The following is a 12,732-nucleotide window of genomic DNA, read 5'->3' as shown; positions in this document are numbered from 1 at the left end:
CTCTGTATCCTTTATTGTTTCAAATCCGGTTTCAGGCGCCAAACTGGCTGATTTGATAAAACGGTACACTGCCGACACCATCGATGTTCACCATCGCTGAGCCGCCACTGGACGGTATACGAACCTGCTCAACCTTACCGGCAAGCAAGACATTCGGGGTGCTTTGCCCTTCCTGCACCTCGACAGAAACCGTATATTTCCCCGGTTTCAGGTTGTGTTCTTCAGGATCAATACTGAAATCAACATCACCGGCAGCATGCGCACCCAGCGGAATTTTAGTCTCCTGACCAAATTCATCTGTCACAACCAGATTGACCTGGCTGGACCCATGGGTGAGTTCAATTTTGCCGGTTTGCGCTTCTTCACCCAGTTCAAAAGAATTGCCGGACACATAAACGGTACGTCCGACGAGCCCTGAAGTAGAAAGCACCTGCATGTTATCCATCATGACCATGCCGTTTTGCATCAGGGAAGACATGTTTTCCATGCTTTGCACCTGTGAAAACTGTGCCAGCTGGCCGACATATTCGGTGCCATCCAGCGGATTCAGCGGATCCTGGTTTTTAATCTGTGCCACCATCAGGCTGATAAATTCATTCTTCAGTGAAGCCGCACTATTCGGGTTACTGCTCACCGATGAAGAAGTATCCGATGATGATGTGGTGGTTGATGATTTATCCGCAGTCAATGCGGTATATTGTGCAATTGTCATGAGCGACCCTGCCCTAATCTCAGCAGCCCCTGCTGCATACTTTTGACGTTTGTCAGCACCTGCACATTGGTTTCAAAACTACGCGTTGCCGACATCATGTCTGCCATTTCGGCAACAACATCAATATCCGGGTAATAAACATATCCGTCTGAATTCGCCAGCGGATTGCTGGGTTCAAACCGTTTTTCCGGTTTGCCCTGATGCTGTACCACATCCATAATCCGGACCTGGGCATCCGGATAAACGGAGTCACCGGAAGACAGTTGCGTCCGGTTATAAACGGTTGCGAAAACCGGCTTCAGCGGCTTGTAAACATCATTCGGATTTGCCGAAACGGCATCCGCGTTGGCCAGGTTACTCGCCACCGTATTCAGCCGGACTGTTTCAGCTGTCATCGCTGAACCGGCTATCGTGTAAATATCAGAAAAAGACATCTCTAACGTCCTTCTATTGCTTTCGATAAGCCATTAAATTTCATATTCATAAATGTCAGGCTGGTTTGAAAATCCATACTGTTTTGGGCGAATTTGGCCTGTTCCACACCAAGTTCCACCGTGTTGCCGTCTTTCCGGTTCTGATACGGAATCGAATACTGTGCCGCAACCTGAAGTTTCGGTGTCTGAGGGTTTACACCATTCGGAGCCAGTTCGCTCATGACAGTCTTAAAGCTCAGGTCTTTCGCCAGATATCCCGGAGTGTCAACATTCGCTAGGTTCGTTGCCAGAATTTTGGTACGCTGAACCCGGAAATTCAGCGCTGAGGGATGAACCCCTAATGCATTTTCAAATGTGATTGCCATCTGTTTTGTTCCTTCAGGTTTAAACGACCGGAAATTTCGTAACGGACTATTTCGTAGCAAATATAGAAACAAGATGCATGCCATAAAAAATAAAACCAAAAATCAATGACTTATATCAGACAAAGGAAGTATCACTTCCGCACTACGGAAACAATACCCCAGAGGAGGAAGTCGCTGATTTCCTCTGTCTTTCATGTGTTGATTCTGCTGAGTTGCGTGGTCTTGTTTTCAGCCCCCGCGCTGGCAGTCACTCAGGCAGAAAAGGCAATTCATCAGGCGGTCACAGCCCATTTACAGCAAGAGCTGAAGGAAGCAGCACGTCAGTACAAATGGAAAAAGTATACCCATCACTGGGATATCTGGATTCCCGCTTCAGCCAGCCATCTTCCGCTTTGTCAGACAAAACTGACCGTTTCCAGCCGGGATAATCAACAATGGCCGGTCGGCCGTCTGAAGCGACAGGTTCAGTGTAACGACCCGCAGCATTCCTGGCGGCTGACCGTCACGGTCAAAGCATCTTTAACCTTACCGGTTGTGGTAATAAAGCAGCAGGTGAAACGGGGAAATACTGTCAGCGCTCCGATGCTGAAACTGGAAAAACGCACCCTGACCCGTGAAACCAGTTTTCTGACCCGCATCACTCAGGCGAAAGGCAAAACGGCGACCCGCAGATTACGGGCCGGACAAATAGTTAACCCGGTGTGGCTGGAAAAGCCGCCACTGGTCAAAAAAGGGAATCTGGTGTTAATTATTGCGTCAAAAGATGGCGTGAGTGCCAGCACCAGGGGCACAGCTCTTGAACAGGGCGGAAAAGGCGACCAAATCAAAGTCGAAAATATGAAGTCAAAAAAAATAATCCGGGCGGTTGTCACCGGAATAAATGAAGTTCATACCCAGTTTTAACAGACGATTCATCAGCAACAGCCCGGCAGATAATCCGGATGCCAAAAGAGACAGAATTTGGAGTGAAGGTAACATTTTTTGTCGATGGGACTCGAAATATGCCATAAGATTCGGGTACAACAGGTAAGGCTGAAATTTTTTGTATGAATTTTTAGCATCCGGGTTTAATGTTTTTTTCCCCGTAGCCGCCCTGTATATATAGTAGCGAAAGACAAAGATTTGAGGACACCAGGCTTTGAAAATCGATAAAGTAACGGGCGGTCATGTCCCACAGACGAAGCTTCAGCAAACCAGCAAAAAAGCACCGGAAAGTGCCCCGGTAAAACAGACAGGTGCAGAGCCGGAGCTGAACATCAACATGGCAGCAATAGAGAAAGCGCAAGCAGAAATCTCTTCTTTGCCTGATGTGGATATGGCAAAAGTTGAGCAGGTACGTCAGGCACTGAGCCGGGGCGAGCTGTCTCTGGATACAAAAGCCTTATCCCAGGCTCTGTTAAAGTTCCATACCGGTCACGAGTCATCCTGAAAAATAAGGAGAGAATAATGGCATCTGCCCATAGTCGGCACATCCGGACATTTATTCAGTCCATCGCTCCGGATGTGAGACTTTACCGGCAGCTTCTGCAACTGCTTCAGACGCAAAATTCTCTCTATTTTGCTTTTGACGGAGAAGCGCTGAATCAGAACCTGCGTGAGCAGCTTCCCCTCTACAGTCAGCTTCAGGAAAGTGCCTCGGTCCGCTCAGGATGTTTGCAAGCTCTGAAACTGCCGGCAGATGAACAGAGTGTGAAACGCATTTTTAATGCGCTTCCTCCGGCACTGAAAACTCAGGTTGAAAAACAGTGGGCGGTCTTAAACACTTTAATTCACCAGTGCCATGCCCAGAACCAGGAAAACGGTCAGTGCTCCGCTCAGTTTCATGAGATGCTGACGCAGCTGACACAACCTTCCCCGACTTACGACCCCCATCTCAACGGATTATAAATGCCAGCGGGTTATTGTTGAGCAGGGATAAAAAAATCACCTGTCCGGGGTGATTTTTTATGCTGTCTTACTGCATCATTGACCCTTGCAGATTTCAGCGCATACAATCGCACTGAAACCAGACCACGTCAGGGCTGACACATATTCCCCCACCAGCAAATCTGATTTTATGAACGCATATCACGCGATTTATCAGGAAAAATTTCAGGCTATAAGCCGGGTCTCTGGCACAGCGATCATGAATCCAGTAAGCTGATTTATCCCCGGACTAATCACTTGTATGAGGTTTATGACAAACTACTTCTCTCTGGATTTACTGAACCGATATATCGATCGATTGCATCAGGAAAACCACCTGCTCCGGACCCTCATCGAACATACCCGTGAGCCCGCTATTTTTGTGGTTGACCCGGAAAAGAACTTTCAGTTTGTGCTGGTCAACCGGGCCTTTTGTCATCATCTTCACACCACACCGGAGACGATCTATCAGAAAACTCCGGCTGACATTGACATCCGGTTTACCCGGGATGCACTGCCGGACTATCTCGATTATCTGAAACAACACAAAACCAATGCTTTTGAATCCGAACATTTACTCCCGGACGGCAGCACGATTCCGGTCGAGGTCATTACCAATTACTTTGAGTTTGAAGGCAGAGATCTGATTGTCGGCTACTTTCTGGATATCTCATCGCGCAAACAAAATGAAAAGCTCCGCTGTCATCTGCAAACCCGGAAAGCACGGGAAAAAGCAGAACGCCAGTATAAAGCGGTATTTGATCATTTAGACGATGAAATCTATCTGCTGGCACTGACTCCGGCGCAGAAACTCAAAATTATAGATATCAACCGTGCGGCACTCAGTCATCTGGGTAAGGCTGAATCTGAATGTATCGGCACTTATTTTGAAAGCTACTTATGTAGTGATTCACTTCATCTGTACCGGAAAACCAAACAAAAATGTATCGCATCCGGGCAGGCCTGTCATTTTGAAGAGTTGTGCGAAGCACCCAAAGCCTTTTACGACATCAGCCTGACACCGCTGAAAAATGAGGCCGGTCAGATCGATCGTCTGGTATTGATTCGCCGCGATATTACCGAAAAGAAAATACAGGAAGCAGAAAAACTCATCCGGGATCAGGAGTTCCGGGTACTGGTTGAAAACTCCTGGGACGCCATTGTCCGTTACGATACCCGGTGTCGCAGAATTTATGCCAATCCGGCCTTTCTTAAAATCGTCAATGCCCAATCGATTGAGGAAATCCGGGGAAGAACCCCACTCAATAATCCACTCTCCGGTGCCGACAGCACGATGCTTTATCAGCAGATCATGAATGTGATTCAAACCGGGCAAAGCAGCAAGCTGGATATTATCTGGACCAAAGACGGTACCGAGTCCTGCTATGAAGCCCACCTGATCCCTGAGTTCTGCCCGGATAACACTTTACTGAGTGTGCTGTGTATCGGGCGCGACTATTCCAGGCGCTGGCGTGCTGAAACGGCTTTGCAGAAAAGAGAAGAAGAGTTCCGGACCCTGGTGGAAAACTCTCCGGATACCATTACCCGCCATGCACTGGACGGCCGCCGGATTTATATGAATCCGACCAGTATCCGTGTTGCCGGTGAATTATCCGGAAAAATGCTCCATACAACGCCGCTGGTTTACCCCGGCGGTACTGAAGGAGAACACTATCAGCATCAGATACTGGAAGTCGCCCGGCGCGGAGAAGGGAACGAGTTTGAATTCAACCAGCAAACACAAGCAGGTTACCGTTGCTCACTGATCAGCCTTGTACCGGAAGTGAATGGGAAAGGAGAGATTGTCAGCGTACTGGCTATCGGGCGCGATATTACGCTATTAAAGCAGGTAAGTCAGGAGCTGGAACAATCCCGGACACAATTACGCAGCCTGATCGCCCACCGTGAAATCAACCGGGAAAATGAGCGCAAGCATATCGCCCGCGAAGTCCACGATGAGCTCGGGCAGCAGCTGACTGCCCTGAAGATGGCGGTTCAGTCGCTGGATGTCCGCTACTCCTCATCAGTGCCGGAGCTGAAACCTCATCTGAGCCGGATTCAGGGACAGTTGAAAGATACCATTTCATTTACCCGGAATCTGGTCTCCCGGCTGCGCCCCGGCGTACTGGACATGGGCTTTATCGCGGCCCTTGAATGGCTGGCTGATGATTTCCGTTACCGGACAGACAGCCAGTGTTATCTGACGGTCAACTGTTCGCAGCTTTGTCTGGGTGAAGAGGTCGAAACTGCGGTTTTCCGTATCGTGCAGGAATCTTTGACGAATATCATTAAGCACGCTCAGGCAACCCGCGTGGATATGATCCTGGAACAAACCGGCACTGATTTTTTACTGACAATCCGGGATAACGGCTGTGGTTTTGATACCCAAAAGCAGTTTCGTGAATCTTTTGGATTGGTTGGCATCCGTGAACGTGTCAATATGATTCATGCTGAGTTAAACCTCAGCAGTACCGAAGGTGAAGGGACCAGCATTGCCCTTAAAATCCCCATCAATCATAAGAGGTGATAATGACAATACGACTATTAATTGCCGATGACCACGCTATTGTGCGTGAGGGTCTGAAGCAACTTCTTTCTCTGTATGAGGATGTCTGTGTCATCGATGAAGCAACAGACGGCGAACACCTGCTGACCCAACTGCAACAACATCAGCCCGATATCGTCACGCTGGATATGCAAATGCCGGGGCTGAGCGGTATTCCGCTGATAGAAACACTGACAGAAAAGTATCCGGCCCTGCCTGTGCTGGTACTGAGTATGTACAACGAAACACAAATCACCCGCCGGGCTTTGAAAGCCGGAGCCAGAGGTTATCTGAATAAAGACTGCGATGCCGACACGTTACTCACCGCCATCCGCCGTCTTGCCCGGGGCGGGCGGTTTATCGAGTCAGAGATGGCAGAAAAACTGGCTTTCGAATTTGAAGAACCCGCAGAAGAGCCCAGACATCACAGCCTGTCCAAAAGAGAATTTCATATTTTTTGTCTGCTGGCCCGCGGCATGAGTATTAATGATATTGCACAAGATCTGAACATCAGCAACAAAACGGTCAGTACCCATAAATTCCGGCTGATGCAGAAAATGAATTTCTCCAGCAATACCGATATTGTCCGGTACGCCCTGACCCATCATTTAATTCAGTAATCATTTTTACACCATTCAACAACTTCTCCGGGAACCTGACATTCTGATTCACCACTCACATCATCGGGGACGGAAAATAACTTCCGCCCCGGTCTATACCTGTTATCTGACTGATCAAAACAACATCAGAGAAACAGGTGCTTATCCTGTTCCGGAGCCGGTACGGGAAGTGTCAGGTACATCAATCACAGGAGATTATTATGCTCAGTATTCAATCAGGCGGGTTTGGCGGCGGAATGGGAAGCCCGGGTATCTCTGATACATCCGGCGGTCTTGCGCCACTGGGTCAGAACAGCGCACAAAGCGCAGGCGGCTTACAGGGCGCGGGCGGCGGTGCAGGACAAAACGATACACTCGAACAGATCGTCGGTTTACTGGTCAAAGCACTGGTCAAAATGCTTGAAGGCGGTGAAGGCCAGTCAGCACAAGGCGCAGGTGGCGGACAGGCTCAGGGCGCAGGTCAGGGGAATGGTCAAAGTTCCGAACTGGGCGATATGCTGCAAAAAATGATGGATCAACTCCAGCAGAATGGCGGTGCAGGTCAAAACGGCAATACCGGCAACAGTAAAGATAACCAGAGTGGCGATGGTCAGATGGGCATGGAAGACATGATGAAGCTCATGTTAATGATGCTGATGATGACCATGATGAATGGCGGTTCACCCGGTGGCAGTGATAAATCAGCGGCCGGAGACTCAGGTTTGGGCGGTATCGGCGGTGCAGGAAACGCTGGCGGAGCGGGAAGCTCAGCAGGCCCCGGAGGCTTAGGTGGTTCCGGTGGCTTAAGTGGTTCCGGTGGATTAGGTGGTCCTGGTGGATTAGGCAGCTTAGGTGGTTCAGAGAGTGCTGCCGGTGGTCTGTCCATGCAGGATCTGGGAAAGAGTCTGGTTGATCTGGGCAATACACTGATGCAGGGTGCCGGAGAAACTTCGCTGGGCAATGCCATTCAGCCAGCCGGAGATGGCGGAGGTCAGGTCGGTGGCGGTTTAGCCAAAGATCTGCTGAAACTGGTCGGGCAAATGATGGATAACAATCCAGGCATCTTTGGTCAGTCAGGCGGGCAGCAGGGTGGCCCATCGATTGGTCTGTCGATCAGCATGAGCTAAATCACAGGTGTCAGAGATTCAACAGCACTCACGGGTAAATGCACAAGTGAGTGCTCAGAATGGAGTCAGTTATGCAAAATCAGTTCAGTGAATTTTTCCCTCAATCCGCGTCAAAACCATCAGCTGAACACGCCCCGGCAAGCTGGGCGGCGCTGATCGAACAGGGTGATGGTTATTTAACCCCGGAACAACGTCAGGCGTTTGAACAGGCGATTGAAATGATTACCTGCTGTATGCAGCAGACACTGGGCAAGCCCGCCTCTCCTGCTGAACAGGCAGAATACTTCGATTTCTCCGCCTACGTCGATAGCATGGAAGAGCGTTTTCTGCAGCAATCAGACAGCAGCCAGCCGCTACAACAGGATGTATCTCTGGCTGCTGCCCGGATTATTCAGCATATCGCACATCATATCCGGCAGTAAGGTCTGTTGATTTTTCACATACATTTCCGGCCGGCCAGAGTCATTCTGCCGGCCCCCGTCTGAGCAAAACACCAGAGTCAAAGGTTTCCCGTGGAACTCACACTCATATCTGTCCACTCATAATGACAGACAGATAAATACAGTGAGACCCTTATGAACATTCATCCGGCAATCAATCATCATGCACCGGGAACGGCACTGAATGCCTCACAACCTTTATCAACAGCTGTCCAGACGCCTGTGCCTGTCAACGATATGAGCGACGCTATGGAAGAAATCTCCATGAAGTTCAGTGAAAGTGTGGAAAGAAACAGTAAATCACTGGAAGATCGCCGGGTTCGTCCCCGTCAGCAATTACGCATCGACAAACTTGAAGCGCTTTACAGCCTGCTGACCAGTCAGGATGACCGGCAGCAGGATGAAAAGGTGCGCCAGTTACTGATGATGGGACAAAAAAATCTGTCGCTGTCCCGGCTGATGACTCACGCTGATGATGATCCGGCCACCGCTGATATTTTGCTTCAGCACGCCATTCACCGGGCCAAAAGCAGTCAGGACAATCCGTTACTCAATCAGCTCAGGCAAACGGCTCACTCACTGGAACAGGAATACAGTCAGGAGATTCAGGCGGGGATCAATACCGCGCAGGCACTGGCAAAGTTCAGTCAGGATCCTCAGCAGCGTAAAAATATTCGTGAACTGTATTACCGCAATGTCGTCGGGCAAGCCTCCCTGCCCGGTATCTTTGACACCCTGCTCAGTCAGTTTGATGAACGCCACTTTTCTCAGGGGATTCATACCCTGATCCGGGCGATGACCGATGATCTTTCTTCTCAGTTCACCTCTATGCCCCCCGGCCAGCTGAAAGGATTACTCAAAGATTTAACCGCCTGCCAGCAACTGAGCCATATACTGGGCCGCAGCCGCGAACTGTTGCAGAAATTTGCCGCTAAAGGTATTCCCGGTGACATGAGCTCTGCCAGACTAACCCGTCGCCTGATCGATCTGACCCAGTCAAGTATCTATCCCAGAGAGATCAAGTCACTGGCAAACGATACTGTGGGTCAGTCACCTTTGCATCATACCAAACTATTGAATGCTGTTTATCCGCTGGTCCGGGAAATGCCTCTGCCACTGTGGAAAGACGTCAAAAGCCGTCAGGGTGCACTGAATCTGATGCTACGGATGATGACAGAGTACGCCCATCACGAACAACAGCTCATCGCAGCAGAGCTCAACACAACCGCTCTACATACATCAGAGCTTTCTACATCAAAGCCCGCTGCAACAGAGCGTACCGGATAAGAAAACACACAATCATCTCACGAGCTGAACTGCCCACAGGAGTTATCAATGAACCAGTTATTTCTGATCCTGAACCGGATCGCCATGACCGCGATGAAGCGCTCCGAAATTGTTGGCGGCATTTTCGTCATTGCCATCGTTTTTATGATGATCATTCCGCTGCCAACCGGTCTGGTTGACGTCCTGATCGCCTTTAATATCAGTCTGTCTTCACTGTTAATTGCATTAGTCATGTATCTGCCGGGGCCGCTGGCATTTTCATCTTTTCCGGCGGTCTTACTGCTGACGACCATGTTTCGGCTGGCACTCTCGATTTCAACCACCCGGCTGATTCTGCTGGAGCAAAATGCCGGAGATATTGTTGAGGCTTTCGGTAACTTTGTGGTCGGCGGCAATCTGGCGGTCGGACTGGTGATTTTCCTGATTCTGACCGTGGTGAACTTTCTGGTGATCACCAAAGGATCGGAACGCGTGGCGGAAGTCGCGGCCCGTTTTACCCTGGATGCCATGCCCGGCAAACAGATGTCCATTGACAGCGACCTGCGTGCCGGTTTAATCGATGCGAGAGATGCCAGAGCCCGGCGGGAAGAGCTGAGTAAAGAAAGTCAGCTTTTCGGCGCGATGGACGGTGCGATGAAATTTGTCAAAGGTGATGCCATTGCCGGGCTGGTGATTGTCTCCATTAACCTGATTGGCGGATTTAGCATCGGAACGCTTCAGCATGATATGACGGCATCCGAATCCATGCATCTCTACTCGGTTCTGACGATTGGTGATGGTCTGATTGCGCAGATTCCTGCACTCCTGATTTCACTGACAGCCGGGATGATCATTACCCGGGTATCACCGGATAATCAATCCGTGGATGCCAACATAGGCCGGGAAATGGCAGAACAGATCACCAGTCAGCCTAAAGCCTGGATTATTGCCGCCTGTGGCATGACAGGTTTTGCTCTGTTACCCGGCATGCCTACAGTTATTTTTCTCACGCTGGCTGGCATTTCATTTATCAGTGGCCTGTTTCAGCTGTTTAAGGCCCGGCGGATACAGCTCATCCGGGCTGCCAGTGAAAGTTATAGTAACCTGCCACCAGAGATGAACGGCGATGAAGATATCCGTCGCTTTAATCCGGCCCGTCCTTATACGCTGGTCTTTTCTCCCTGTCGCAGCACACCGGGCGATCCGTTTACGGTCGAGCTGATTCGTCTCGCCCGCCGCTGCCGCAATAAAATTGTCAATCAATATGGCATAACGCTGCCTTCCTTTGATATTGATTACAACGAAGCACTGGCTGAAGATGAATTTCAGTTCTGTGTCTATGAAGTGCCGACACTCAGTGCCACCTATGCCCCCGGCAAAGTGGCGATTGAGCGCCAGCTCATCCCGCAGGAATATCTGGAAGAGGGAGAATCAGGACAGGCTGAACGCGACGAAGAGCGCTGGATGTGGTTCCCGGCCGGACATCCATTATCACAAAATCCGGAAATGAATCCGGTGTTACCGGCAACGCTTCTGATGGAACGTCTTGAGCGTTTGTTCTTTGCCACAGGTCCTCAGTTTATTGGTTTACAGGAGGCAAAAGCCATACTAAGCTGGGTCGAAACTGAACAATCTGAACTGGCTCAGGAACTTCAGCGCGTTGTTCCCACTTCCAGATTTGCGGCGGTGCTTCAGCGTCTGGCGGCGGAAAGTGTTCCGCTCAGAGCGATCAGACCGATTGCTGAAGCGTTAATCGAACATGGTCAGTATGAAAGAGATATTGGTGCACTCACCGACTACGTCCGGATCAGCCTGAAAGCTCAGATCTGTCATCAGTACAATACGACAACAGGAATGCATGTCTGGTTACTGACACCGGAAACAGAAGAGCAGCTCAGAGATTCATTGCGGCAAACACAAACAGAGGCATTTTTTGCACTGCCTCAGGAAGCCAGCCAGATACTGGTACAGCAGCTGCGGGAAGCATTCCCCGTGCTGGCAGCACCGAAGCCCATTTTATTAGTTGCTCAGGATTTGCGCCGTATCCTGCGCAACCTGCTTCAGGATGAATTTAATCATATACCGGTGTTATCCTTTTCAGAGTTACAAAGTACTGCACAGATCAATGTATTAGGACGAATATCCGTTGAAGTATAATAGAAATAAAATTATAGAAACGCCCTTAGCAAACAATATGGTCTCTGGCCGCCTGCTGGCAATCAGACTGTCTACCCTGATTCTTTCATTTATTATCATCATGACCTGGGTGTTCGCCCGTCATGAAAAAAATGAACTCAGGGAAGTGTTAACCCACAACAGTGAAATTGCTGCCTGGCTGGTGAAAGAGAAATTAAAGACCCTGCCGGATGTTATTTTTTCAGATACCCGGTCATCTTCTCAATTGATCCCGCTTCAGCTCCAGATGGACCGGCTCAGACAAAGTCTCAACTGTAAACTTTATATCATCAGCGAAAATGGTAAATTGCTGGTTCAGGATCTGCATGGCGGGCCACTGCAAACCCTTAAGAATCAACAGCTGATGCAATTACCCGCGCTGAAACCAGCCATAGAGAGCATCCTTCACGGCGCATCGTCAGCCACTTATCAGGCGCCGGACGGGCGACATCAAATCCGCGGGATACCATTAGATGAGATGGATGCAGTTCTGATCAGTGATATCCGCCTGCCGGGCTACAGCCAGATCGTGACTTTTCCCCTGATTTTGCTGGCTGTACTGGGCAGCACTTTATCCGGTGTGATCTGGTATATCATCCGCCAGACCGGGCGGGTATGGCGGCGACAAAACCTCGCCCAGTCGATTATTGATCCGCTGACAACCCTGCCCAACAGAAAAGGAATGGAAATGGCACTGAGACAGAATTTCTCAGGCCCGCCGGAAATACAGGAAGCACAATCGGTATTGCTGCTGAATCTGGATCGGTTTTCCCGAATCAACCTGCATTATGGGCACCCCAGCGGGGATACGCTGCTCGTTCAGCTGGCCGGTATTTTGCGCCGGCACATCAAAATACCGCATACAGTCAGCCGCTGGAGCGGTGATGAATTTCTGATCTTTCTGCGCAACTCAGACAGACAAGCCGCCGCCTCCCTGGCCAAAGAAATTATGGCGCAGGTACAAAAACTGACATTTAGTTTTTCAGGCGAGCATTTACAAATGCACCTGAGTATCGGCATCCATACCCGCACCCCGCAAGACAATCTGGACGCTTTTCTGAGCCATGTCATTCAGGCGCTACAACTGGCAAAAGAGGATGGCGGACAATGTATCCGCCACTCTGACGATGCCCTGAATCATTCCGCCACAGTGATTTAACCTGC

13 protein-coding genes are annotated in these 12,732 nt (G+C 49.9%); 10 read left to right on the top strand and 3 right to left on the bottom strand.

Annotated features, from left to right (window positions below; translation table 11 throughout):
- Window positions 1-31: 31 nt before the first annotated feature.
- Genes flgD through flgB form a run of 3 tightly spaced genes read right to left on the bottom strand, consistent with a single transcriptional unit; the run spans window position 32 to window position 1,511 of the window.
- Entirely contained in the window at window positions 32-712 is a 681-nt protein-coding gene (flgD, locus tag OC443_RS02970; RefSeq protein ID WP_073580898.1) for a flagellar hook assembly protein FlgD, read from the bottom strand.
- On the bottom strand, window positions 709-1,146 hold the full coding sequence (gene flgC / locus OC443_RS02965; protein WP_073580896.1) for a flagellar basal body rod protein FlgC: 438 nt from the start codon (window positions 1,144-1,146) through the stop codon (window positions 709-711). Before flgC ends, flgD begins: the two co-directional genes overlap by 4 nt.
- 2 nt (window positions 1,147-1,148) lie before the next feature.
- The gene (flgB, locus tag OC443_RS02960) at window positions 1,149-1,511 is read right to left on the bottom strand and encodes a flagellar basal body rod protein FlgB (protein WP_073580894.1); all 363 of its coding nucleotides are present in this window, start codon (window positions 1,509-1,511) and stop codon (window positions 1,149-1,151) included.
- 216 nt (window positions 1,512-1,727) lie between these two features.
- Between flgB and flgA the strand changes: the two genes are divergently transcribed.
- From flgA to OC443_RS02910, 10 genes are all read left to right on the top strand, one after another.
- Window positions 1,728-2,414, top strand: coding sequence for a flagellar basal body P-ring formation chaperone FlgA (gene flgA, locus OC443_RS02955; RefSeq protein WP_370738730.1), 687 nt, complete (start codon window positions 1,728-1,730; stop codon window positions 2,412-2,414).
- Between the two features lie 235 nt (window positions 2,415-2,649).
- Window positions 2,650-2,940: a flagellar biosynthesis anti-sigma factor FlgM gene (flgM, locus tag OC443_RS02950; protein WP_073580892.1), complete on the top strand. Its 291-nt coding sequence runs from the start codon at window positions 2,650-2,652 to the stop codon at window positions 2,938-2,940.
- Between the two features lie 17 nt (window positions 2,941-2,957).
- Window positions 2,958-3,398, top strand: coding sequence for a flagellar export chaperone FlgN (gene flgN, locus OC443_RS02945; protein ID WP_073580890.1), 441 nt, complete (start codon window positions 2,958-2,960; stop codon window positions 3,396-3,398).
- A gap of 289 nt (window positions 3,399-3,687) precedes the next feature.
- A complete protein-coding gene (locus OC443_RS02940; protein ID WP_073580888.1) occupies window positions 3,688-5,943 on the top strand; it encodes a PAS domain-containing sensor histidine kinase in 2,256 nt (751 codons plus the stop codon).
- 2 nt (window positions 5,944-5,945) lie between these two features.
- Window positions 5,946-6,581, top strand: a complete 636-nt coding sequence (locus tag OC443_RS02935; RefSeq protein ID WP_073580886.1) for a response regulator transcription factor — start codon at window positions 5,946-5,948, stop codon at window positions 6,579-6,581.
- Window positions 6,582-6,781: 200 nt separating this feature from the next.
- Window positions 6,782-7,687, top strand: coding sequence for a hypothetical protein (locus OC443_RS02930; RefSeq protein WP_073580884.1), 906 nt, complete (start codon window positions 6,782-6,784; stop codon window positions 7,685-7,687).
- Window positions 7,688-7,758: 71 nt separating this feature from the next.
- Window positions 7,759-8,109: a hypothetical protein gene (locus OC443_RS02925; protein ID WP_073580882.1), complete on the top strand. Its 351-nt coding sequence runs from the start codon at window positions 7,759-7,761 to the stop codon at window positions 8,107-8,109.
- 153 nt (window positions 8,110-8,262) lie between these two features.
- Window positions 8,263-9,414: a type III secretion system gatekeeper subunit SctW gene (gene sctW / locus OC443_RS02920; protein ID WP_073580880.1), complete on the top strand. Its 1,152-nt coding sequence runs from the start codon at window positions 8,263-8,265 to the stop codon at window positions 9,412-9,414.
- Between the two features lie 48 nt (window positions 9,415-9,462).
- Window positions 9,463-11,550 (top strand): type III secretion system export apparatus subunit SctV, encoded by a 2,088-nt coding sequence (gene sctV / locus OC443_RS02915; RefSeq protein ID WP_073580878.1) that lies wholly within the window; start codon window positions 9,463-9,465, stop codon window positions 11,548-11,550.
- A 37-nt stretch (window positions 11,551-11,587) separates the two neighbouring features.
- On the top strand, window positions 11,588-12,727 hold the full coding sequence (locus tag OC443_RS02910; RefSeq protein ID WP_073580876.1) for a GGDEF domain-containing protein: 1,140 nt from the start codon (window positions 11,588-11,590) through the stop codon (window positions 12,725-12,727).
- Window positions 12,728-12,732: the final 5 nt, after the last annotated feature.

The sequence above is a fragment of the Vibrio quintilis genome, assembly GCF_024529975.1.
GTDB lineage: Bacteria > Pseudomonadota > Gammaproteobacteria > Enterobacterales > Vibrionaceae > Vibrio > Vibrio quintilis.
Note: the sequence above shows the minus strand (reverse complement) of the source record. Positions and strands in the feature narration are given on the sequence as shown.